The sequence below is a fragment of the Exiguobacterium sp. s16 genome (assembly GCF_018618115.1).
Taxonomy (GTDB): Bacteria; Bacillota; Bacilli; order Exiguobacteriales; family Exiguobacteriaceae; genus Exiguobacterium; species Exiguobacterium mexicanum_A.
Genome location: NZ_JACSLM010000007.1, coordinates 38,039 through 60,526, shown reverse-complemented (window position 1 = coordinate 60,526; position 22,488 = coordinate 38,039). Strand labels below are relative to the sequence as shown.

The 22,488-nt window shown below is 50.6% G+C and carries 26 protein-coding genes; 19 read left to right on the top strand and 7 right to left on the bottom strand.

Going from position 1 to position 22,488, the window contains the following annotated elements; genetic code table 11:
• Positions 1 to 3 precede the first annotated feature (3 nt).
• From KNP86_RS12355 to KNP86_RS12340, 4 genes are read left to right on the top strand one after another with little or no spacing between them, the layout of a single operon-like run.
• The gene (locus KNP86_RS12355) at positions 4 to 942 is read left to right on the top strand and encodes a DMT family transporter (RefSeq protein WP_214754610.1); all 939 of its coding nucleotides are present in this window, start codon (positions 4 to 6) and stop codon (positions 940 to 942) included.
• Positions 943 to 956: 14 nt separating this feature from the next.
• Positions 957 to 1,382: a DMT family transporter gene (locus KNP86_RS12350; RefSeq protein ID WP_214754608.1), complete on the top strand. Its 426-nt coding sequence runs from the start codon at positions 957 to 959 to the stop codon at positions 1,380 to 1,382.
• A 6-nt stretch (positions 1,383 to 1,388) separates the two neighbouring features.
• On the top strand, positions 1,389 to 2,057 hold the full coding sequence (locus tag KNP86_RS12345; protein ID WP_214754606.1) for a Crp/Fnr family transcriptional regulator: 669 nt from the start codon (positions 1,389 to 1,391) through the stop codon (positions 2,055 to 2,057).
• A 12-nt stretch (positions 2,058 to 2,069) separates the two neighbouring features.
• Positions 2,070 to 2,543 (top strand): DMT family transporter, encoded by a 474-nt coding sequence (locus KNP86_RS12340; RefSeq protein ID WP_214754604.1) that lies wholly within the window; start codon positions 2,070 to 2,072, stop codon positions 2,541 to 2,543.
• Here the strand turns inward: KNP86_RS12340 and KNP86_RS12335 are convergent.
• Positions 2,540 to 2,743 carry a hypothetical protein gene (locus KNP86_RS12335; protein WP_034781499.1) on the bottom strand — a complete coding sequence of 68 codons (204 nt, stop codon included), beginning with the start codon at positions 2,741 to 2,743 and terminating at the stop codon, positions 2,540 to 2,542. The two genes, KNP86_RS12340 and KNP86_RS12335, sit on opposite strands and share 4 nt — an antisense overlap.
• Positions 2,744 to 2,885: 142 nt before the next feature.
• Between KNP86_RS12335 and KNP86_RS12330 the strand changes: the two genes are divergently transcribed.
• Genes KNP86_RS12330 through KNP86_RS12315 form a run of 4 tightly spaced genes read left to right on the top strand, consistent with a single transcriptional unit; the run spans position 2,886 to position 4,767 of the window.
• Positions 2,886 to 3,314, top strand: coding sequence for a hypothetical protein (locus KNP86_RS12330; protein WP_214754603.1), 429 nt, complete (start codon positions 2,886 to 2,888; stop codon positions 3,312 to 3,314).
• A 58-nt stretch (positions 3,315 to 3,372) separates the two neighbouring features.
• Positions 3,373 to 3,852, top strand: a complete 480-nt coding sequence (locus KNP86_RS12325; protein ID WP_214754601.1) for a hypothetical protein — start codon at positions 3,373 to 3,375, stop codon at positions 3,850 to 3,852.
• 15 nt (positions 3,853 to 3,867) lie between these two features.
• Complete coding sequence (locus KNP86_RS12320; protein WP_214754599.1) at positions 3,868 to 4,353, top strand: hypothetical protein; 486 nt, start codon at positions 3,868 to 3,870, stop codon at positions 4,351 to 4,353.
• 21 nt (positions 4,354 to 4,374) lie between these two features.
• A complete protein-coding gene (locus KNP86_RS12315; protein ID WP_214754597.1) occupies positions 4,375 to 4,767 on the top strand; it encodes a hypothetical protein in 393 nt (130 codons plus the stop codon).
• 252 nt (positions 4,768 to 5,019) lie between these two features.
• On the opposite strand, the gene KNP86_RS12310 is transcribed toward KNP86_RS12315, so the two are convergent.
• From KNP86_RS12310 to KNP86_RS12295, 4 genes are all read right to left on the bottom strand, one after another.
• Positions 5,020 to 5,748 carry an ATP-binding cassette domain-containing protein gene (locus tag KNP86_RS12310; RefSeq protein ID WP_214754595.1) on the bottom strand — a complete coding sequence of 243 codons (729 nt, stop codon included), beginning with the start codon at positions 5,746 to 5,748 and terminating at the stop codon, positions 5,020 to 5,022.
• A gap of 9 nt (positions 5,749 to 5,757) precedes the next feature.
• Complete coding sequence (locus KNP86_RS12305; RefSeq protein WP_034781519.1) at positions 5,758 to 6,483, bottom strand: hypothetical protein; 726 nt, start codon at positions 6,481 to 6,483, stop codon at positions 5,758 to 5,760.
• Between the two features lie 110 nt (positions 6,484 to 6,593).
• A complete protein-coding gene (locus tag KNP86_RS12300; protein WP_214754593.1) occupies positions 6,594 to 8,090 on the bottom strand; it encodes a phytoene desaturase family protein in 1,497 nt (498 codons plus the stop codon).
• A 123-nt stretch (positions 8,091 to 8,213) separates the two neighbouring features.
• Entirely contained in the window at positions 8,214 to 8,816 is a 603-nt protein-coding gene (locus KNP86_RS12295; protein WP_214754591.1) for a TetR/AcrR family transcriptional regulator, read from the bottom strand.
• Between the two features lie 171 nt (positions 8,817 to 8,987).
• On the opposite strand from KNP86_RS12295, the gene KNP86_RS12290 reads away from it, so the two are divergent.
• Together KNP86_RS12290 and KNP86_RS12285 are read left to right on the top strand one after the other, a co-directional pair.
• A complete protein-coding gene (locus KNP86_RS12290) occupies positions 8,988 to 9,716 on the top strand; it encodes an ABC transporter ATP-binding protein (protein ID WP_214754589.1) in 729 nt (242 codons plus the stop codon).
• Complete coding sequence (locus tag KNP86_RS12285) at positions 9,709 to 10,722, top strand: ABC transporter permease (RefSeq protein WP_214709475.1); 1,014 nt, start codon at positions 9,709 to 9,711, stop codon at positions 10,720 to 10,722. Before KNP86_RS12290 ends, KNP86_RS12285 begins: the two co-directional genes overlap by 8 nt.
• Positions 10,723 to 10,772: 50 nt before the next feature.
• Here KNP86_RS12285 and KNP86_RS12280 read toward each other — a convergent pair whose 3' ends face one another.
• Positions 10,773 to 11,378: a class I SAM-dependent methyltransferase gene (locus KNP86_RS12280; RefSeq protein ID WP_214754587.1), complete on the bottom strand. Its 606-nt coding sequence runs from the start codon at positions 11,376 to 11,378 to the stop codon at positions 10,773 to 10,775.
• A 295-nt stretch (positions 11,379 to 11,673) separates the two neighbouring features.
• Between KNP86_RS12280 and KNP86_RS12275 the strand changes: the two genes are divergently transcribed.
• Positions 11,674 to 12,132, top strand: coding sequence for a hypothetical protein (locus KNP86_RS12275; RefSeq protein ID WP_214754585.1), 459 nt, complete (start codon positions 11,674 to 11,676; stop codon positions 12,130 to 12,132).
• 48 nt (positions 12,133 to 12,180) lie between these two features.
• Here KNP86_RS12275 and KNP86_RS12270 read toward each other — a convergent pair whose 3' ends face one another.
• A complete protein-coding gene (locus KNP86_RS12270; RefSeq protein WP_214754583.1) occupies positions 12,181 to 13,674 on the bottom strand; it encodes an MDR family MFS transporter in 1,494 nt (497 codons plus the stop codon).
• Positions 13,675 to 13,828: 154 nt separating this feature from the next.
• On the opposite strand from KNP86_RS12270, the gene KNP86_RS12265 reads away from it, so the two are divergent.
• From KNP86_RS12265 to KNP86_RS12230, 8 genes are all read left to right on the top strand, one after another.
• A complete protein-coding gene (locus KNP86_RS12265) occupies positions 13,829 to 14,701 on the top strand; it encodes a TetR/AcrR family transcriptional regulator (protein WP_131472853.1) in 873 nt (290 codons plus the stop codon).
• Between the two features lie 120 nt (positions 14,702 to 14,821).
• Positions 14,822 to 15,913 carry a hypothetical protein gene (locus tag KNP86_RS12260; protein WP_214754581.1) on the top strand — a complete coding sequence of 364 codons (1,092 nt, stop codon included), beginning with the start codon at positions 14,822 to 14,824 and terminating at the stop codon, positions 15,911 to 15,913.
• Positions 15,914 to 16,104: 191 nt separating this feature from the next.
• Positions 16,105 to 17,118 (top strand): LacI family DNA-binding transcriptional regulator, encoded by a 1,014-nt coding sequence (locus tag KNP86_RS12255; protein ID WP_214754579.1) that lies wholly within the window; start codon positions 16,105 to 16,107, stop codon positions 17,116 to 17,118.
• Between the two features lie 196 nt (positions 17,119 to 17,314).
• A complete protein-coding gene (locus KNP86_RS12250; protein ID WP_034781540.1) occupies positions 17,315 to 18,628 on the top strand; it encodes an ABC transporter substrate-binding protein in 1,314 nt (437 codons plus the stop codon).
• 62 nt (positions 18,629 to 18,690) lie between these two features.
• Positions 18,691 to 19,590, top strand: coding sequence for a carbohydrate ABC transporter permease (locus KNP86_RS12245; protein ID WP_034781543.1), 900 nt, complete (start codon positions 18,691 to 18,693; stop codon positions 19,588 to 19,590).
• Positions 19,591 to 19,593: 3 nt separating this feature from the next.
• Positions 19,594 to 20,520 carry a carbohydrate ABC transporter permease gene (locus tag KNP86_RS12240; protein WP_214754577.1) on the top strand — a complete coding sequence of 309 codons (927 nt, stop codon included), beginning with the start codon at positions 19,594 to 19,596 and terminating at the stop codon, positions 20,518 to 20,520.
• Between the two features lie 21 nt (positions 20,521 to 20,541).
• Positions 20,542 to 21,894, top strand: coding sequence for a GH1 family beta-glucosidase (locus KNP86_RS12235; protein WP_214754576.1), 1,353 nt, complete (start codon positions 20,542 to 20,544; stop codon positions 21,892 to 21,894).
• Positions 21,895 to 21,986: 92 nt separating this feature from the next.
• Positions 21,987 to 22,487, top strand: a complete 501-nt coding sequence (locus KNP86_RS12230) for a hypothetical protein (RefSeq protein ID WP_214754575.1) — start codon at positions 21,987 to 21,989, stop codon at positions 22,485 to 22,487.
• Position 22,488: the final 1 nt, after the last annotated feature.

Here is a 22,488-nt window from a genome sequence, read left to right as displayed (position 1 = left end):
ACTATGTTAGCCATTGTAATTGGACTCGTCATCGGGATTTTGTTACCGATGCAGACGAGCGTGAACTCACGTCTGCGCACCATCGTCGGGTCACCGTTTGTCGCGTCGTTCCTGTCATTCGCGATTGGGACGACGTTTTTAACACTCACGTTACTGCTCACCGGGCAGTCATTCGGGATCGAATCATCCATTTTCCAAGGAGAACCGCTTTGGATGTGGTCGGGTGGTTTGTTGGGGGTCATCTTTTTAACGGGGAACATTTTGCTGTTCCCGAGGCTCGGTAGTGTCCAGACCGTCATCATGCCGATTTTCGGACAGATATTGATGGGGCTCTTGATTGACCACTTCGGTTGGTTCAATTCAACCGTCAACGTCCTCACACCGTGGCGCGTGTTCGGGGCACTGCTCGTCTTGCTCGGCGTCGTTGGCACGGTCGCGCTCACGGACTGGATTAACCGTCGCCGCGGTAAACTCGTCGCCACATCGCAGAGGGGAACCGGCAATTTGAACGTCTGGCGCCTCGTCGGAATCGGGACCGGGATGATGAGCGCGACACAGACGGCCATCAACGGTTATTTAGGAACGGTGCTCGAATCAGCTTTGAAAGGGGCGCTCGTCTCGTTCGTCGTCGGGACGGTTACGTTACTGCTCATCTTGCTCGTCTTGCGGCCGAGCGTTGAATGGCGTGGACTACGCGGTCAGCCGTGGTGGATTTGGCTCGGTGGTATCATCGGGGCACTGTTCATCGGCGGGAACGTCTTGATCGTACCGATGGTAGGGACCGGCATCGCCGTCGTCATCGTCATTGTCGGCTTGCTGTGCGGGAGTTTGCTCATCGACCGTTTCGGTTGGTTCGGTGCCGCCAAGAACTCGGTCACTGGGATTCAACTCGTCAGTTTACTCGTCATGGTCATCGGGATCATGCTGATTCGTTTATCGTAAGGGAGGAAGACAACATGCGCGGAGTACTGTTCGCCATCAGCGGCGGCTTCTTTTTGACGCTTCAGAGTGTCGCCAACGCTCGCATCAGTTCAAGTATCGGGACGTGGCAAGCCGCGACGTTGACGCAATTGACAGGATTTCTCGTTGCGCTCGTCATCATGCTCGTCGTTCGCGACAAAACGTATACACAGATGCACCGCGTCGAGCCGCTCTATTTGTCAGGGGGAGCGTTCGCTGCGTTCATCTTGTTCAGCAATATGACGGCCGTGCATGAGCTCGGCGTCACGCTCACCATCTCATTATTTTTAATCGCCCAACTCGCCCTTGCGCTCGTCATTGACTGGCGCGGCTGGTTCGGGATGTTGCGCCGTGACTTGAATCGGACGCAACTGCTCGGGGTCGTCATGATGATTGTCGGGATTCTCGTATTGAAAGGATGACGTGCGATGGAACAGATTGACCGTTATATGAAGCGGTATGGGTTGGATGAGGTGCTCCCATTAGCCGTTCGACCGCAACTTAAGCTCGTCCGTTACGCGACAGGTGAGGCGATTTGCATCCAAGGCGCTAAGGCCGAGCAGCTCCACTTTCTCGTCAGTGGAAAGATTCGGGTGGCCCACACGTCAGCGGCCGGGAAACGGCTCGTCTTGTCGTTCAAATATCCGCTCGATTTGATTGGCGACATCGAGTACGTCCGACGTACACCGTTCTTGAACACGGTCGAGGCGGTCACGCCGGTCGAGATGATCGTCGTCCGCTTCGACGATCTCGCGCGTCATGCCAAGGAAGACGTCACGTGGCTCCACTATTTGCTGGAAGGAATCACGAAGAAGTTTGAGAGGAAGTCGCAGTCGATGAGTTTCAACTTGTTTTATCCGGTCGATGTGCGGCTCGCGAGCTATCTGTTGTCGATGACACCGGAAGAGACGAGACTCGGGTCGACCGTAGATGAGTTGACCGACATCGCCGACTTGATTGGGACGAGCTATCGCCACGTTAACCGGACACTTAAGCGGTTCGTCGAACAGGGATTGATTGAACGGGATCGTCGGTCGATTGCCATCGTTGATCGCGCCGGATTGATTGCCGTCACCGGGGAGAGTATTTATGAATGAGGAGGACACGTCATGGCACTTGGAATGATGCTCGCGGTTATGGGCGGCATGCTCGTCTGTGTGCAGAATACGTTTAACGCCAAAGTGAAAGAACGGGTCGGGGTGTGGGCGACGACGACGCTCGTGCTCGCCCTCGGCTTCCTGGCGTCACTGTTCGTCGGATTGATCAGTGAAGGAGCGGGTCTGTTCGCCGTCACGGGGATGGAGACGTGGTATTGGTTCAGCGGCATCATCGGGGTCGGCGTCGTCATGAGCGTGACGCAAGGCGTCCAACAGCTCGGACCGAGCCATGCCATCTCGATCGTCATGGTGTCGCAAATTCTATTCGCGCTCCTCTGGGATACGCTCGGCTGGTTCGGGCTCGAAGCCATCCCGTTCACGTGGAAGACAGCGCTTGGCATCGTGTTGATTGTCGGCGGGGTGCTGTTGTTCCAGTTGAGTGGGAAAAAAGAGACGGTCCACCAAAAAGCAAAGCAAGTCGTCTAAAACGATTTCCGACAAGTTGAACAAGTCTGCCCGTGTTCCTGCCGTTTGACGACGGTTTGGCAATGCGGGCATTTTGTCGTGATCGAGGCGCGTGGTTGGACGGGTGAACGGTCTCCGAACGATGACGGATAGATGGTATAGGAACGAGTCACAATGAAGCCGACGATGCCGAGTAGGATGGCTAAAATCAGAATATCCATCGAAATACCTCCTAATTATTGGTATGCTATTCGTATATACGGTGAACGGTCCGAATTGGTTTCAAGGAGGAACAGATTATGGTGACACGAGAAGAACGAATCGAGCAATTATATATGCTTCCCAAAAAAAGGTGCATTTAAATTGTTGTGGGCCGCCGCGGCAGGGCTAGGACTGGGGTGGTGGATTTATACCAATGCATCATTGCCAGTGCTTGCGATGTTCGTCTTTTTGATGATGACGGCTGTCCCGCTCAGTCACGTAGCGTGGCAGAAGACGCGCGTATCCGTGACGTTCAATGAAAATCGCTCCTACCAACGATTGATTCGGGCGAAAGGCGTCATCGCGATTGCGATGTTATGGGTCATGCTCGGTTTGATGGGCGGGTATGTATCAGGATACTTCGCATTGCCGGTATTCAGTGGACTGTCAGCGATGTTGATTGCAGGCATGTTGGTGGTTGAGACATGGCTCGATACCCGCTTGCTTCGGATCGATCACGAGCATGTCACAGATAGCTTGATTGGATTTACGAAACGAGAACGGTTGAAGAGAGGGTGGGACAAAATGTGAAACCTGTTACCTTCTTCCTTCGTAAAAGAAGGTAACGAGATTTGATTAGGGGGATTGGATGGTTGACCATAACATAAGACTTGAACGCATGATGGAGAACGATCGAAAGCGACAAAAACAAATGCTGTACCCGACGATAGGAATCATCGCACTGTTCATCATCTATTTTTGGGCGACGGACGTCCTCTTACTGTTGCCGATCATCTTGGTCGGACAGCTGCCCGTGCTGTATAAAGGGTGGCATCGGATGAAGTTGCTGCTCACCTTCAACGACGACGCTCGCTACCAACAGAAAGTCCGGTCCGAGTTCGGCTTGGCCGTCGGGAACATCGTGTTTCTTTTATTGTTGATTGCTAGCTCGATGCTCGGGTGGATCACGCTACTCACGCTCGTCATCGTCGTTATCGTCGGTCTGATCACGTTCTTGGCGCTTGGGATTCGCATCGACCGTGAGTTGAAAATGATTGACCCGGAGCATGTGACCGCGACGGAGCTCGGCAAGGCGCAACTCGAGCGCGAAAAACGAAAGTCATCATGATGGGAGTACCTAACTATGGTTAATAAAAATGAACGGCTGAAACAAATGGTCGAGAACGACCGAAAGGTGAACCGGACGGCGCTCTTGCTCACGTTCGCAATTTTAGGAATCGCCTTTTATTTCATCTTCACCCAAGACATCACCCTCGCGACGTTCGCCATCATCATCATGGCGACGCAGCTGCCAAGTCTCTATCGGGCATGGCATCGGATGAAGTTGCTGCTCACATTCAATGACGACGCGCGTTATCAAAAATTCGTGCGACTCGAGTTCGGGATTGTGCTCGCGAACGTCATCTTGCTTGGCGTTTTTATCGCCATCGCTTGGGCGATTGAAGGGTCACTCGTCCTCTTCGCAATCATGTTGCTCGCTTTATTCATCCCATTCATCTTCTTATCGGTGTGGGTGAACCGGAAAATCGAGCTGATTGACCCGGAGCACGTGACGAATCATGAGCTGCGGATGGCGCATCGCGACGCATCTAAAGATCGGTTCAAGTAAACCAAAGGGAAGTGCGGATGGATGAGACGAAGACTAGTCTTCTTTTTAATTGTCGGGCTACTATTTTTAAATGCATGTAATGAAAACGGTCGTGAACTTGTCGTCGGGACGTATGCAGATGAAAGCACAATCGTTTATTCTGGCGATACGCTCACGGACGAGGCGGAAATTGGGCGATTTCTCGAGTTGATTGAGACGAGTCCTTTGTCTGAAGCGAAAGTTACAGGTTTGCCCGACTACGTTATCACAGTGAACAATCGGTCTGAGTCGACGATGGAGGCAATGGTGAACGTTTGGGTTCTAGATGATGACAAGATACTCTTCACTCGTGGGATGGAAGGGACCGACGTATTTGAAATCGATTCGATATACACCGAAGATGTGAATGAAATCTTGAATCTAAATAATTTTTAAAAGGAGAGGACGAATACGATGGATCTACGAGTGTTGGACATGCTCTGGTCACTTGGTACCTTTGCTGTCATGCTAGGCGGAATCATTGTTGTATTGAAGCTGATTGTCGGAAAATCGAGTTCAGGCAACTAAAAGAAGCATCTGACGTCATGTCAGATGCTTCTTTTTATGAAAACATACCTACCAATATACCGCAGATGACCATACCAATCGTATAGAACTTGAAGCGGTGTCGTTCCCAAAATGAATCGGTCATCGTGTCACCGCCACATCATTCGTCGTTCCTTCGACCATCGCGACGAACGCCTCGTCCGGGTCGGTCGTCCCTGAGGCGCGCAACCAGTCTTGGAAGTCACCTTCGTATAACACACGTCCCGCGTGGAGGAAGATGACATGTGCGTCAAATTGCGAAAGGTCGTGTAGTTGATGCGTCGAGATGAGGCACGTCCGTCCGTCTTGGACGAGACGGTGCAACCGCCGCATGATGTGGATCCGTGATGCCGGGTCGACCCCGCTCGTCGGTTCATCGAACAGATAGAGGGAGCGCTTGACCGAGGCGAGCAACGTCACGAACAACCATTTCCGCTCCCCAACAGACATTTTCCCGAGTTTCATCTTCCATAAGTGTTCGAACAGCTCTTGCTCTCGAGCGGTCGAGAGTCCGTTCACATACGACTCGAGTTTTTTGAAATCGGGACGTTTGGATAACCGTCCGATAAAGTAGGCGAGGTCTTTTCCGGTCAACTCATGATGGTTATACATGAGTTGTGTCAAATACAACATGTCCGCCGTCGGGACGAGTTCGAGTGATTCTTTGTCGACTGAAAGTGTCCCGGTCATACAATCAAAGAGTGTCGTCTTCCCGGCACCGTTTTGTCCGATCAAGACATTCAGCTTATTCGGTTGCAGTGTGAACGAGACACCGTCGAGCACAGGACGCGTCGCTTTCGGATAGTGATAAGTAAGTTGGTGTACGTGCATAAGAACCTCCTAGCGTGTGATGAGTGAGACGAGACTGAAGCGTTTCAACGCAATCGCACCGATGATGAAGTAACCGAGTACGGAAAGGAATGTCGCCCATACTCCAAACGAGAGTTCGACTTGAGTAGTCAGGTGCAGCAATCCGAGCGCGAATTCATGGAGCGCGTAGAACGGGTTGAGGAAGCTGAACCATTGATCAGGTGAGTTGATTGCCAATAAAAAGAGCGGAAACATCAGAATGTTCGCGAACGTCCCGAGACTCGATACTTTCACTGGAAGTGCCGTGATGGCGACACTAGCAACCGCGAACGGGATACTCCCGATCAATACGAGTAGAGACGTTGCAATCAACTTGAACGAGAAGAACCCGTGTACGAGTGTGACGACCGTTGTGAATAAAAGCAGACTGATGGAGGCGAATAATAGCTGTGCTAAGATGACGGCGATGACATACGTCAGTTTGTTCCCGGAAATCATCACGTACGTTTTCATCAGTCCATATTCGCGCATTCGAGCGAGTTCTATACCGACACCGTTCACATATGTAGCAAGAATAATATACACCCAGAAATAAGAGAGCCCTGGGTAGTATTCCGCTGTCGTCGCTTGGCGGATATCTGAAAACGACTGCGTCAAGGCGATAATGAGTGGGATCCCGAGCGTCCAGATGAATGGAATTTTATCGGTGACGACAACTTTGGCATACATAAAGAAATAACTTGTGATTTGATGCATCCTGTTCCTCCGCTTGGTTTGATTGTTGTATCGTAGCACAATATACGGAAGATGATTGGAAAAAGTTTCAAAAAAATAATCCCTCACATCGAATGAGGGATTGAAGAAAATCATTTCACTTTGTCACGTTTCGCAATCTTATCACTCACTTGCTGGCCGCTCAGTGTCACCATCGGCATGCCGCCGCCAGGATTGACCGTGCCGCCGACGAAGTAGAGGTTGTCGTACAATTCGCTCTGCTTCTTATGCTTGAAGCCGCCGTTCTGCTTCTTATCGGCGACGGTCCCATAAATCGCGCCCCGATCCGAGCCGTACGTCCGCTCGATATCATGCGGCGTCCAGACGTCGCGCGTCACTGTGTGTTCGCGCAACCCGTCCAAGCCCATCCGCTCGAGCTTATCGAGGACACGCTCTTCAAAGGCGGCGTAATCCTCTGGCGTGAACGGGTTGTCTTGGATGTACGGGATGTGCGGCAAAATTTTGATGTTCTCGTGCCCGGCCGGTGCCTGGGTCGGATCGGTCTTATTGACGTTCACCAAGTAAATCGTCGGGTCGTCCGGCAACTCGTGCTGCTCGAAAATCTTGTCCATCTGTTCATGCAAGTTCTCCGAGAAGAAGAAGTTGTGGTGGCCGAGGGCCGGGTACTCTTTGTTCACCCCGAGGTGGAGCACGAAGCCGGAGCTGGCCGGTTCATACTTTTCGACGAGCTTGTCGACGAATTGTTCATCCGCCTCGACCATCTTTTGATAGAACGGGATGACTTCCATGTTGGAGACGAAATAGTCAGCTGAACGAAGCCGTCCATCCTCGAGCTCGATGGCCGTCAGTTGACCGTTCAACGTATGGGCCCGGACGACGCCCTGCCCGGTATGGAGCTTCACACCAATCTCTTCAGCGAGTTTCGTCAATCCTTCCGCCAGTTTATGCGTCCCGCCTTCGACGTACCAGCAGCCTTGCGCGTGCTGCATGTAAATCATCATGTTGAGGACGGCCGGTGCGCTGTACGGGGATGAGCCGACATATTTCACGTAATACGACAGCATCGTCCGCAAATGCGGGTTGCTGATTCGTTTGGCAATCCCGTCGTACATCGTCGACGTCAAATCGAAGCCGAACAACGTCGAGAAGAGTCCGGTCTGTGCCACCGCTTCGCGCGGAGACTCGAACCCTTCCTTCAAATAACTCTTCTCTGTCGTTTTATAGATGCGCTCGGCATATTTCAACAGTTCGCGATACTCACGCATGTCTTTCCGCGACAGCGTCGGGTTAGCGCGCTCCATTATATCCAAGTCGTGATACAAATCGAGCACCGTTCCGTCCGGGAAGAACGAGCGCCACTCGAGGTCGAGCCGCTTGGTTGGCACATAGTCTTCCATCCGCTTACCGCTACCTGCGAACAGTTTCTCAAAAATCTGCGGCATCGTTAAAATTGAGGGGCCGAGATCGAAGCCGAACCCGTCCTGTTCAAGCCGATTCACTTTCCCGCCGATGTGGTCGTTCTTTTCGTACAAGGAGACATCATACCCTTTTTGAGCGAGCGAGATGGCCGCTGATATCCCTCCGAGACCTCCACCGATCACAATCACAGACTTGTTCACGTTTTGCATAGACGAGCCGCCCTTCTTTCGCCAGTTAATTTTTATGAACCAAAGACATTCTTCTCCGTATACATACCCATTTGAGAAGTATTTTATCCAAATATTAACGTACAGGAGGGAACGGTAAAAGTTTCAATGTGCACGGAGACCACCCGCGACGAGCGGCCCTTCGAACGTGATAGTATAGATGATGCGGGCAATGTCCTCGGCCGTGTCGGGACGGTCGCTATAGAGCCATTCGTAAATGACACCCATATGGGCCGACGAGATGTAAGACACTAAATAATCGGCCGGCACGAGCGCCTTCGTCTCGTCGAACAAGACCGTCGGGGAACGATGGAACAGCGCCGCATGCATGTACGACCGGAGCCGGGCCTGGAACTGCGGGTCCCCGTTCGGTCTGAGGAGCGGTTTCATCAAGATTTTATTGTCTTCGATGAAACGGATGAACGGGACGAGCAGTTGATAGGATGATTCGCCGCGCTCTTCACCGAAGACGTGAGGGAGGTTTTTGACGAGTTTAAGTTCGGCCTCATGGAAAATCGCTTCAATCGACTTCTCCATCAAGTCGAACTTATCCACATAGTGACTGTAGAACGTGCCTCGGTTGATACCGGCCCGTTCGGTGATCGCTTTCACGGTGACCGCTTCGAACCCATGCTCGTCAATCAATTCGAGGAAGGCGCTTTTAATCAATTGTTTCGTTCGTGTGATGCGTAAATCTTCATGTCCCATCTGAATATTCTCCTTTATCCAACACTTGAGTGAAAACTGTCTGATAACCGACACGATGGCCGATATTGCCGATTGTTGGGCTGTCGACTGGGGTCTATACTGAACCTATAAACCAACACGGTGTCTATTAATCCAGTGTACTCGAACAAGGCATCGAAAAGGAGAATGAATATGGATATTCAACTGAACGACATCAGTAAATCGTTCGGTGACCAATTGGCCATCGACCATGTCGGCTTTACCATCAACTCAGGCGACATTTGTTGCTTGCTCGGCCCGTCCGGTTCGGGGAAGACGACGCTCATTCGGCTGATGATTGGTGCCTTGGCCGCGGACAAAGGTTCGATTCGCATCGGCGAAACAAAGATGCCGAACATGGGCATGCTCCACAAGATCGGCTTCATGCCCCAGAACGACGGATTGTATGACGACTTGTCGGCCGAGGCGAACTTGGAGTTTTTTGGCTCGATCTATAAACTCGGTAAAACGAAGCTCCAACAACGCATCACGGAAGTGCTCACGCTCGTCGATTTGACGGACGACCGAAAAAAGCTCGTCCGTAACTTCTCGGGCGGGATGAAAAAACGGCTCTCGCTTGCGATTGCCATCCTCCATCAACCCGACGTCTTATTTTTAGACGAGCCGACGGTCGGGATCGACCCGATCTTGCGCCGGCAGATTTGGGGTCAGTTTCAAGCGATTCGGGCGAACGGGACGACGATCATCGTCTCGACGCACGTCATGGATGAGGTACTCGAGTGTGACCGGGCCGCGCTCATCTATAACGGCCGTTTGATCGCTTACGATACCGTCCCGCATCTGTTGGATCAGACGGAGAATGGTCGTGTCGAGGAACTATTCCTCATCGCCGGTCGAGAAGGAGGGATGGATCATGCGTAACTTGGCGAAACGCGTCATTTTTCAGACGCTCAACGATAAACGGAGTGTCGCCTTGATTTTGATTGCGCCGCTCCTCATCTTGACGCTCGTCTACTTCCTCCTCGGTGACTCGGATTACGTGCCGGTCGTCGTGCTTGATGAGAACGCACAAACGCAACTCGTCGAGGCGTTCGAAGCCGAGACGCTCGACGTCCGGTTGGACACGGTCGACGACCCGTTCGGGTACTTGGAAGACAATAAAGACATCGATGCGATCTTTGAAGCGACGCAGGAAGGAACGACAATCACGCTCCGAGAACCGTCGACGAAGTCGTCGAAAGCGGTGCGAGAGATTCAAACGGCGCTGTCGGCGTTGAATCCGGCGGCTGATATCGAGATGAACTATGTATACGGGGAAGAAGGCCAATCGACGTTCGACTCGTTCGGCTACGTGTTCTTGTCACTGTTCTCGTTCTTCTTCGTCTTCATTCTATCCGCGATGGCGCTCGTCAAAGAACGGAGCGGCGGCACGCTCGAACGATTGCTCATGACACCAATCAAACGTGGCCAGGTCATTCTAGGGTATACGCTCGGCTATGGCGTGTTCGCGGTCGTCCAGTCCGTCTTCATCGTTCTCTATACGATTTACGTGCTCGGGCTGACATCGCTCGGCAATATCGGCTGGGTGTTTCTCGTGATGATCCTAATGGCCGGGACGGCCGTCTTGTTCGGCGCGACGATCTCGGTGTTCGCCCGCTCAGAACTCCAGGTCGTCCAGATGATCCCGTTCACGATCATCCCGCAAGTGTTTTTCTCAGGGTTAATCCCGCTCGACTTGATTCCATACGGCCTCGGCAACTTGAGCTATGTCATGCCAATCTTTTATGGGGCGACGGCGATCAAAGAAGTGATGGTGTACGGTAGCGGTTTCGCCGGAATTTGGGGGTATGTGCTCGGTTTGATCGTTTACGCCGGTGTGCTCTACTTGTTGAATATGCGTGCGCTTGGAAAGTATCGGGGGCATTGATGTCACAATGACAAAACCGACTCGTGGTTAGCGAGTCGGTTTTCGTTTATTTATAGGCTGCTTGCTTTTTGTCCGATGTATTGCAAGACCGCCGATTCGCCGTTATGGAGCGCGCCTTCATACCGTTCCACGGTCCCGTCGAAAAAGTGAATCGTTTTGAATGAATCCGTTAGTGTGGAGAAGTCAGCGGGCGCATAAAGCAGTTCTTTTTGTTTCGGACCGCCCGTCCCGTAATCGAGTTGCGCCTCACTGTAGACTTCCGTCACAAAATAACCACCTGGTTTTAAGGCCCGCTTGACGCCTTCCAAGACGGACTTTTTCACGTTGTCGGGGAAATGTCCGTAAATACAAACGATGGCGTCATAGGCGTCTTCCGGCCAATCGGCCTCAGCCAAATCGACGAGATGAGTATGAAGAGTGACCCCGCGACGTTCCGCTAACCGGTTTGCTTTGTCGAGACCGACTTGCGAATAGTCCCACATGTCCACATTGACTCCTTGTTCCGCGAGCCAAACCGCGTTTCGACCTTCCCCTTCGGCAATCGCGAGCACGCGCATCCCTCGTTTGAACAGATGCGCCTGTTGCTTCACAAAGGCATTCGGGGCTTCCCCATATACATACTCATCCGTATTGAACCGTTTGTCCCAAGTTGACATGCACTATTCCTCCTTAACGGACGTTAGATCGGTCACGTCCTAGATATCATCTTTTTATTTTACCTGAAACATAAAAAAGCATCCGGGCAGATGCCCCGAATGCTTGTTAACGTTTAAGTAGTAAAGCGACGCCCGTCACGAGAAGTGCGAGTCCGCTAAACAATCGTATTTGGTTGCAAGTCACTATCCTTCACCCCTACATTCAATATCTTCCTCTAATCAGAATAATCTAAATCCTTAAAAAAGGGAACAAAAACCAGTTTCCTTACGTAAGATAGAAGTGAGGTGATTACGAATGGAGAAACAAGCACGGATCCGGACGATTCAACTGTATCAAAAAAGATGGATGCCCTTGCACGTATCGGTCGTCATCGCGGTCGGAGTCTCATTTGCGTTATTGGTCATGAACGAGTTTCAAACGGGTTATGGAATCGCCTTTGTAGCGGGGCTCGTTGTGTTGATCTATCTGGAATGGCGCGAGAGCCGATTCATGCAACGGTTGACGGACGAACGGACCGTTCGGAAGTTCATTCGTCGCACGTACGTTGGCCGCAACGCCGTCTCGTTGTTCGGGGCGATTGGATTCTACTTCTTATTTAAGAACGACATGCAGTCAAACTTGCTCTTATGGCTCGTCATTTTCTTTGGTGCGATTGCTGCCCAGGCAGCCACGACGATCCATTACGAGCGGAAGATTCGACAGATTGACCTGGAGCATCCGAGTCGGCATGATTTGAGTTTTACAAAAGGATAACCGAGAAAATAAGCCGCCCTGTTCGCACAGGACGGCTTGTTGTATTCATTAATTCGCTTTTTTGAGTTCTGATTTTTCTTCCTTGAAGTCGAGCTTGCGTACATCGACCCGTTTCACGAAGAAGGCGAGAACGAGCGCGAGTAGGTTCATTCCAAGTGCCACGTAGAACGAATACTGAATCCCTGACAGTAACGCTTGCTGTGTCAACGCGCCCATCGCACTCTCGGTGAGTGTCGCTGGGTCGACGCCGGTCATGAGCGACTCGGCCTCTGTCTTCGTGACCGAGTTCATGATTGTGACGAGGACTGCTGTCCCGATCGCACCGGATACTTGTTGGGCCGTGTTGTTGATGGCCGTTCCGTGCGGGTTGAGGCTTGTCGGCAACTGGTTGAGACCGTTCGTCATGATCGGCATCATGACCATCGACATCCCGAACATGCGAAGCGTGTACGTCGTCACGATGTACGTGTACGTCGAATCGAGTTGGACGTTGGCGAGCATGTATGTCGAGATCGCGGTAATCGTGAGACCTGTGATCGAGAGTAACTTCGGTCCGAACTTATCGAACAGTTTCCCTGTGATCGGGGACATGATCCCCATAATGATCGCACCCGGTAACAACATGAGCCCAGAGTCGAGCGGCGAGATGCCACGGACACTCTGTACGTAGGCCGGTGTCAAAATCATTCCGGAGAACATGGCGACGGCGTTGACAATCGCGATGATTGAAGCGAGCGCGAACATCGGGTATTTGTATGCCCGTAAGTCGAGGAGCGGTTTCTCCATGTTGAGCTGACGGATGACGAAGGCAATCAAAGCGACGAACCCGACGATCATCGTCGTCAAGACGATTGGGTTATCCCAGCCGTCTGAACTCGCTGAGCTGACACCGTACAAGACGCCACCGAACCCGAGCGTTGATAAGACGAGTGACAAGTAATCGAGCGATTGCTCTTTATTTTGGACCATGACGTTCTCGGCTTTCCAAATGGCGAGACCGAGGCCGATGATGGCGAGCGGGAGAATCATTTCGAACAAGACGCGCCAGTCGTAGTATTCGACGATGTAGCCCGAGAGTGTCGGTCCGATCGCTGGTGCAGAAATCATGACGAGACCGAAAATCCCCATCGCCGTTCCGCGTTTTTCACGTGGGAAACTGACGAGCATGACGTTCATCAAGAGCGGTCCCATCGTCGACGCCCCGACCGCTTGAATCATCCGACCGGCGAGTAAGACACCGAAGTTCGGAGAGAAAGCGGCAATGGCCGTCCCGAGAGCGAAAATCGCCATCGACGTGATGAAGAGACCACGGTTCGAGAACCGGGTGATTAAGTAGGCCGATGCTGGGACGAGCACGCCTGTGACGAGCATAAATCCTGTCGCGAGCCATTGGACGGTCGAGTAGTCAGCAATCTCCAAATCGACCATGATCGATGGGAGCGCGACGTTAAGTAAAGAGTTGTTAAGGAAGGCGATGAACGCCCCGACAAAGAGGACCGCGAGCATGAGATACGGCGGTTTCTTTTGGAATTCTGGTTTCATACGAGTTGCTCCTTTATGTTCTGAATAGTTATATACTAGTAAGTGTCGATGTAGTGATTTTATACCCACCGTACAAATAAATCAACCATTTTGTACTGTTAGTTCAAAATGGTATACTTAAGCCAGAAACCAGACAGAACGGAGCAATCAGTATATGAAGGATAAAAAACGAAAAGTTGCTGACGTCGCCATGGCTTTGTTCATTGAGAACGGAGTGCAGCAGACGTCGGTCCAAGAAATCATCGAACGGGCCAACATCTCAAAAGGCACGTTCTATAACTACTTCGCCTCGAAGACGGACTGTGTCGCCAACATTCTCGAGAACTTGCGCTATGACGCTGGACAGCGCCGGATTGAGATGCAGATGGGACGTGACAAGCGCGACAAGGACGTCTTTATCGAGCAGATTTCGATTCTCATTCAATTGAACGAGGAGCGGAACCTACACGCCTTGTTCGAGTCGATTATGTCAGCGAATGAGCCTGAATTGAAAAAGCTCGTCCTACAACACCGCGTCTATGAGATCGAGTGGCTCGCCATGCGCCTGACGGAAATTATCGGGGAAGAGATTCGCCCGTATTCGGTCGAGTTGACAGTGCTCTTCAACGGGATGTTGCAACATATCCTGTTCACACTCCGCATCACGAACACGGCCTACTCGATTCAGCGATTGATTCGTAATTTGTACGCCTACGTCGAGTTGATGGCGGCGCGTATGGTCGACACCGGAGAACATATCTTGAACCCGGTCACTGTCGATCAAATGCGGGGGACGACGGATAAGAACCTCGTCACGAAAGATGAGTTGATTGGGATGGCAGCGCGCATCCATGAGCACGTGAAGATGACCGAGGAACAAGCCGATTTGTTCGAAGCAATCACGTATGAGCTCCATCAAGACCGGCTCCGGAAAATCGTCCTTGAACAGTTGCTGAAACCGTTCCAACGTTTGTTCAAAGGTGAGACGGGAGAGACGGAAGTACAGAAATTTACGAATCTCGTCTGGCTGTACACGAGAACACATTAATTTTTCAACCCTACCTTTAGAACGTAGGGTTTTTTGTATGGAAAAATAGAACTAATAAAGCGTTATAGGATGATTTTGGGTATTAATTCAGTAAGAGGGCTGTCGTAGGGTGATACATTCATGGAGGTGAATCCAGTGTTTGCAGATTTTTTATCATTTGTTGGATTACTGCTGATGATTGGTGGAGTGGTCTATGCCTTGTTTTCAACGATTCGATACTTTGTTAAGCGTGATGTTACTAATTTCCCGATTATTTTAGGAGGGTCAATTTTTATAGTAGGTATATGTATGGTGTTTATTGCTGGGATACTCATAGAAAATCAAAATAACAGTTCAATTGATGCAAATTATGATGAAAATTTTTCGACTAACATTGAAACAAAGAATGAAGAAACTGAAGAGGGAGCTGAAGAACCAGAACAAATCGAACCGAGTGTAGACGATTTCTTACTACAGGTTAAAGCAGGAAATCCCCTGGGACACTACACGGATTACATTAGCAACAACAATTTAGAAGTTAAACAGGAGTATACTGTTTACGGTCGGAATTTTGATGAAGTAATAATTGAAAATGAATCTGTAGTAGTAGTTTATGATGACGAAGAAATAATTGAAGTAGATGTAATAAATGAGTTTGATAACACTGTTAATAATTTTATAAGTGAAATTCAAAAAGAATTAACTACTGAGATAAATGGTACCGGAGACCAAGGCTCTGAGCCATTTAGATTGTTGAAAGGATTTGCAGTATTTGAGAGCATTCATTCAGGTAATAGCAACTTTGCAGTAGAGTTACAGGATGGACAAGGGAATTTCGTAGATTTACTAGTTAATGAAATAGGCGAGTACTCTGGAAAGTCATTCGTGTGGATTGAAGAGGAAGATGATTATTATTTAAATGTCAAAGGTCATGAAGGCGAATGGAATATTGAAATAACTCAATTTTACCCCTTAGATTTACAGGGTCTTCCTGGAGAATTTGTTGGTACAGGCGATGATGTTGTATTTTTTGAAATCGATAGTGGATCATATCAAATTAGTCTAAGTCATGAAGGGGAAGGGAATTTTGCGGTTTTATTAGATGGTACAGATTTGCTTGTGAATGAGATAGGGAGATATGCGGGTTCTCAACGTTATAGCTTTAATGATTCAAGTGTTTACGTATTCGAAGTGAAAGCTCAAGGTGAGTGGAAAATTAAAGTGGGAGAATGATTAAAAGGATAATGATCTTGATTATGTGGAAACTGGACACACTAACGACAAAAAGTGATTTTATCCGTTAATATAGAAGAAACACGGTACGAAAATAAATCTCAAAATATTCCACGAAAAAGAATTGATTCCTACAAATTCATGCGCTACAATCAAATTACCGAAAGCGCTTTCGGGAAGAGGAGAATGACATGGGCACGATTTATGATTTAGCTAAAAAAACCGGCTTTTCGATTACGACGGTCTCCAAAGCGTTGAACAATTATAAGGACGTCAGCGAAAAGACGAGAGCCAAAATATTACAAGCAGCGGCTGAGATGGACTATCTGCCGAACGCACACGCACAGTCGTTATCGACGAAAAAATCGTGGGCGATCGGGGTCATGTTCTCAGAAGCGAACGAAGTCGGAATGAAACATCCATTTTTTAACGGCATCATTGAAAGTTTCCGTCACGCGACCGAGGAACACGGCTACGATTTAATCTTCGCCTCTCGAAACCTTCGCAACCGTGACATGAGTTATCTCGAACATTTCAAACATCGAGCAGTCGACGGTATCGTCGTTATTTGTTCGGACCGGATGGACGAGCAAGTGCAAGAGCTCATGCAAAGCGATATCCCGATCGTCGTGGTCGATATGGACAGCGCCAACTGTAGCGTCGTCTATTCGGACAACACGGAAGGTGCCCGCATGGCTGTGAACTACTTGTACGAGTTAGGACATCGCCATATCGCGCATATCGCCGGAGATTCGTCGATTGACGCCGGTGCGGCCCGGGTGAAAGGGTATGAGCTTGCGATGCACGCACTCGACTTACCGATTCAACCAGGTTACTTGGTCAACGCCGGGTTCTTCTCGGTCGAAGAAGGCAAGCAGGCGATGGAGAAGTTATTACAACTGCCGGCACCGCCGACAGCAGTCTTCGTCGCAGGCGATCAAATGGCCATCGGGGCAATCGAAGCCGTCCATGAACACGGTCTCCGGGTCCCGGAAGACATCTCGATTATCGGCTATGACGACATCGAGATGATCAAATACATCACACCGAAGCTGACGACGATTCGTCAAGATACGGACGAAATCGGAGAAGCGGCGGCCGAGCTGCTTATCGAGCAGATGACAGCCAAAGAACGACGGACTGAACGTCGTGTCATCCCAGTTCGGTTGATTGAACGTGCGTCTTGCGCACCGGTCAAAAAGTAAACAAGTCACGATGATCTTTCGAAGTCGCTCTGTTCGCTTCAGCGGAATGGAGAGAAGAGAGCGATTTCGAAAATCATTCACCCTAAATCGAAACCGCTTTCGATATTTTATTTCAGCATTTTCGAAAGCGCTTTCGACAAATTATTACCTCTTCTTGTAAACGCTTTCTAAAACACTTAAAAGGATGGGTTCACACATGCGTAAAAAATTAGTCAGCTTACTCTCAATCGGGGCACTATCAGTCGGCGTCTTGGGCGCTTGCTCAAACGATGAAGGAACGTCAGGTTCTGAGTCTGGTTCAAAAGATGACGTCCTCAAAGTTTGGTCGTTCACGGACGAATTGAAAGAGCCAATCAAAACATACGAAGAGAAGAACGGCGTCAAAGTTGAATTGACAATCGTTCCAATCGCCGACTATCCGACAAAACTCAAGCCAGCACTCGAAAGCGGCGTTGGGGCACCGGACGTCTTCACAGGCGAGATCGCGTTCCTCAAGCAATGGGTTGACGCAGGCTACTGGGAAAACCTTTCTGATGAGCCGTACAACGTCAATGAAATCTCAGACGACTACATCCCATACGTCTTCGACCTCGGGAAAGACCAAGACGGCAACGTGCGCGCCCTCTCGTGGCAAACGACACCAGGTGGCGTCTACTACAAACGTAGCTTAGCGAAAGAAGTCCTCGGCACAGACGATCCGACTGAAATCGGCAACATGATGAGCTCGATGGACGGCGTCTTCGAAGTTGCTGAGAAGATGAAGCAAAAAGGTTACAAGATGTTCCCAGACGAAGGCGCGATCCGTTGGTTCTCACAAGGCGCAAACCCAGAAGCATGGGTAAACGACAAAAACGAACTCGTGTTGACAGAAGACAAGATCAACTACATGGACTACGCGAAAGAACTTCGGGAGAAACAATACACGGCACTCGCTCCAGAATGGTCACCATCTTGGTTCGAAGGCATGTCGAAGCCGATCAAAGTTAAAGAAGGCGGCAAAGAAACGGAAACAGAAGTGTTCTCTTACGTCCTTCCAACATGGGGTCTTCACAGCGTCTTGAAAGACAGCGCGAAAGACACAGCCGGTGACTGGGCAGTCACGAACGGTCCAAGCCCGTACTTCTGGGGCGGCACATGGCTCGGTGTTTACGAAGGATCGAAAAACAAAGAAGCTGCTTACGATTTCGTGAAGCTCATGACACAAGACGAAGAGTTCTTGACTGGCTGGGCTGAAGAGACAGGCGACGTCCTCGCTTACAAACCAGTTACCGACAAAATCAAAGACGACTTCAGCGATGAGTTCCTCGGCGGACAGAACAACTACGAGTTCTTCCTTGACCAAGCGGATGAAATCACACCAGGGATCGTCACGAAATATGACCAACAGCTCGACACGCTCTACGGCGCTTCAGTCCTTCAATATGTAGAAGGTAAGAAGTCGAAAGAAGAAGCGATCGAAGAGTTCAAGAAACAAGCGAAAAACGCTTACCCAGACATTACAGTTGACTGAGGCCAGCTAACCCGTGGGGGGACTTCCCCCCTTAAGGGTTGCTAGGGAAGGAGTAACACGACGTGAAAAAACTAGACCGCTATGGCTATGCCTTTATTGCCCCGTTTTGGGTCGTCTTTTTGACATTCAGTATTTATCCGGTCTTCTTGACCCTGTACTACAGTTTCACCAACTATACCGGCAGCCAAGGAGAAGAGGTCGTCGGCTTTGCGAACTACGCGCGCCTGTTGACTGACACATACTTCATCGAGGCGTTCGTCAATACGATCAAGATTTGGGGAGTAAACTTTGCCTTACAGATCGGTCTTGCACTGCTTTTGGCACTCCTGTTCTCAGATCTTCGTCTAAAACTGAAGGGCCTCGCGTTCTTCCGTTCGTTCTTCTATCTGCCTAACTTGATCACGATTAGTTCGGTCGCGCTCTTGTTCGGAATCTTGCTCGACTGGCAGCACGGTTCACTCAACATGATCCTCTTGAAACTTGGGATCATCTCTGACCCGATCAACTGGTTATCGCAACCGGTGACGGCACAACTGTCCGTCTCACTCATTTTGACATGGATGTGGTTCGGTCACTCGTTCATCATCGTCATGGCCGGCGTGTCGGGAATTTCAAAAGACTTTTTCGAAGCAGCCCATATCGATGGCGCGAACCGTTGGCAAATGTTCACGTATGTCACACTGCCACTACTCAAACCGATTCTCTTGTACATCATGATCACGTCACTCATCGGTGGACTCCAATTGTTCGATCTTCCGCTCCTTTTGACGGACGGAATTGGTGCACCGGATGGATCACTGAACACGATGGTCCTTTACTTGTACAACCAAGCATTCAAGTATAACAACTACGGCTATGCGTCAGCGGTCGCTTACGGCTTGTTCTTGATCACGCTCGTCTTCTCGGCGGTCGTCTTCAAAGGCATGTTCCGCAAAGAACGCGCTGCGCAGAAGGGAGCATAAGCAATGGAACAAAATGCAGAATCACGGCGTATGCTCGCCGACAGCGAAGTGCAGCCGCCACGCGAGGAAACACCCCGCCAAGTGGATCCACCGAAGCAAAAGCAAAAGAAAAAATGGCTCAGCCGTGGTGTCATCTACACGGGTTTGATCGTCTTGACGATCGTCTGTTTCATCCCGTTCCTCATGATGCTCGTCAACGCGACACGGACGAACGGAGAAATCATGTCTGGTTTCTCCCTTCTCCCGGGGACGGCACTCGTCGAGAACTATGCGATTTTGAGTGACTACATCAACATCTGGAACGGCTTCAAGAACAGCTTGATCATCGCTGTACTCGTCACATTGCTCTCTGGTTACTTCTCGGCGATGACAGCGTTCGGTTTCGCCTTCTACGATTTCAAAGGGAAAAATGTGATGTTCATCTTCATGCTTGTCATGATGATGGTACCGGGACAACTCGGACTCATCGGTTTCTACGAGATTTCGAAAACGCTCGGCATTCTCGACTCGTTCATCCCGCTCATCATCCCGTCGATCGCGAGTCCGTTCGTCGTCTTCTTCATCCGGCAGTACACCCAGGCCACGCTGCACGTCAGTATGATCGAAGCGGCCCGGATCGATGGCGCGAGCGAGCTTCGCATCTTCCATACGATTGCACTCCCGATGATGATGCCGGCCGTCGCCACGATGTCGATCTTCACGTTCATCGGCTCATGGAACAACTACTTGATGCCGCTCGTGCTCTTGTTCTCACCAGAGAAGTACACGTTGCCGGTCCTCATGGGCTTCTTGAAAGGTTCGCAAGTCGCCGAGAACCTCGGTGCCCTTTACCTCGGTATCGCCATCTCGGTCGTGCCGATCATGATCGCCTTCTTGTTCATGTCGAAATACATCGTCAGCAGTATCTCGGCCGGTGCGGTCAAAGAATAATAGAGAAAAGAGGAACACACTATGCAATTCAATAAAGACTTCGTCTTCGGGACCGCGACTTCGTCGTATCAGATTGAAGGCGCGCATAACGAAGACGGGCGCACCCCGTCGATTTGGGACATGTTCTGCGACATCGACGGACGCGTGTTCCAGAAGCATAACGGTGACGTCGCGTGCGATCACTACCACCGCTTCGAGGAAGACATCCAGCACATCAAACGGCTCGGTGTCGACACGTACCGCTTCTCAATCGCATGGCCGCGTATCTTCCCGGCGAAAGGTGAGTTCAATCCGGCTGGGATGGCGTTCTACAAGACGCTTGCGACACGCCTCCGTGAGGAAGGTATCAAGCCGGCCGTCACGCTCTACCACTGGGATCTCCCGATGTGGGCACATGAAGAAGGTGGTTGGGTGAACCGCGACTCGGTCGACTGGTTCCTCGACTACGCCAAAGTATGTTTCGATGAGCTCGACGGCATCGTCGACTCATGGATCACGCACAACGAGCCATGGTGTGCCGGATTCCTCGGCTATCACGTCGGTGTCCACGCTCCAGGACATCGCGACATGAACGAAGCGGTCCGCGCCGTGCACCATATGCTCCTCTCGCACGGAAAAGCGGTCGAACTGTTGAAACAAGAGTTGAAGTCGACGACACCAATCGGCATCACGCTCAACTTGTCACCGGTTTACGCCAAGACGGATTCGGTGAACGACCGACTCGCACAAAACAACTCGGACGGTTACTCGAATCGCTGGTTCCTCGATCCAGTGTTCAAAGGTCAGTATCCGGTCGACATGATGAACTTGTTCGCGAAATATGTTCATACGTACGACTTCATCAAACCAGGTGACATGGAGACGATCTCGACAGAGTGCGACTTCTTCGGCATCAACTTCTACAGCCGCGGACTCGTTGAGTTCAGCGCGGCGAACGACTTCATGACGGTGGCTGCGTACTCCGATTACGACAAGACGGGCATGGGCTGGGATATCGCCCCGAACGAATTCAAAGACCTGATCCGTCGCTTACGTAACGAGTACACAGACCTTCCAATCATCATCACAGAGAACGGCGCGGCTTACGACGACGTGCTTGAGAACGGCGAAGTCCATGACGATAAACGCATCGACTACGTCAAAAAGCACCTCACAGCCGTATCCGACTTGAACGACGAAGGCATGAACATCGCCGGATATTACCTCTGGTCGCTCATGGACAACTTCGAATGGAGCTTCGGTTACGAGAAACGCTTCGGTATCCTCTACATCGACTTCGACACGCAAGAGCGCGTCTGGAAAGACAGCGCGAAATGGTACGCCGGCGTCATCGGCGACCATAAAGCCAAACACGCGGATAGCGTCGAGGCGTAAGGTGGATCCATCCCTGCCGCTACAGGGATGGATTTTTTGTGTGGAACCGATTCAAGCGGGGAACGTATGAAGTAGGGAGAGGAGGACGGACGATGGCGTCACACCATAGAACGAATCAAGAGCGGGAACAGGGTAAGACGACCACGCTTATGATGATGTCGTTGCTGTGCTGGTTTATGTACGGGTTGCTCTATGGGGTGGTCTATTCAAATGTCCTCGTGATCTTTTTTGTGTTGTTCTCTTCTTTTTTAGGCGTGAGAGGACTGATAGAACGGAATAAACGGATTGAACGGGAACGGGAAATTCGTGATCTCGGTGTGGAGATTGATTCGGAAGAAGGGGAGATGTTGATGAAACGCGAGTATGCAACGTATGAAGTGACAGGTTATGACGACAAAGGAAAGATCAAGTTCATCCACTTGAAGGAAGGCGAATTCGTCTTGCCGGTCGAGATCAAAGGCGACGATTTGACGAAAATCAAGAAGATGATGGAGCTCAATCCAGGCGTGACGGTTATCGTTCATGCAGCTGTCGATCAGAAACGGATGCGGTTGCAGGAGATTGACGGCTATTCGCTCAGGAAGGACGGTTGAC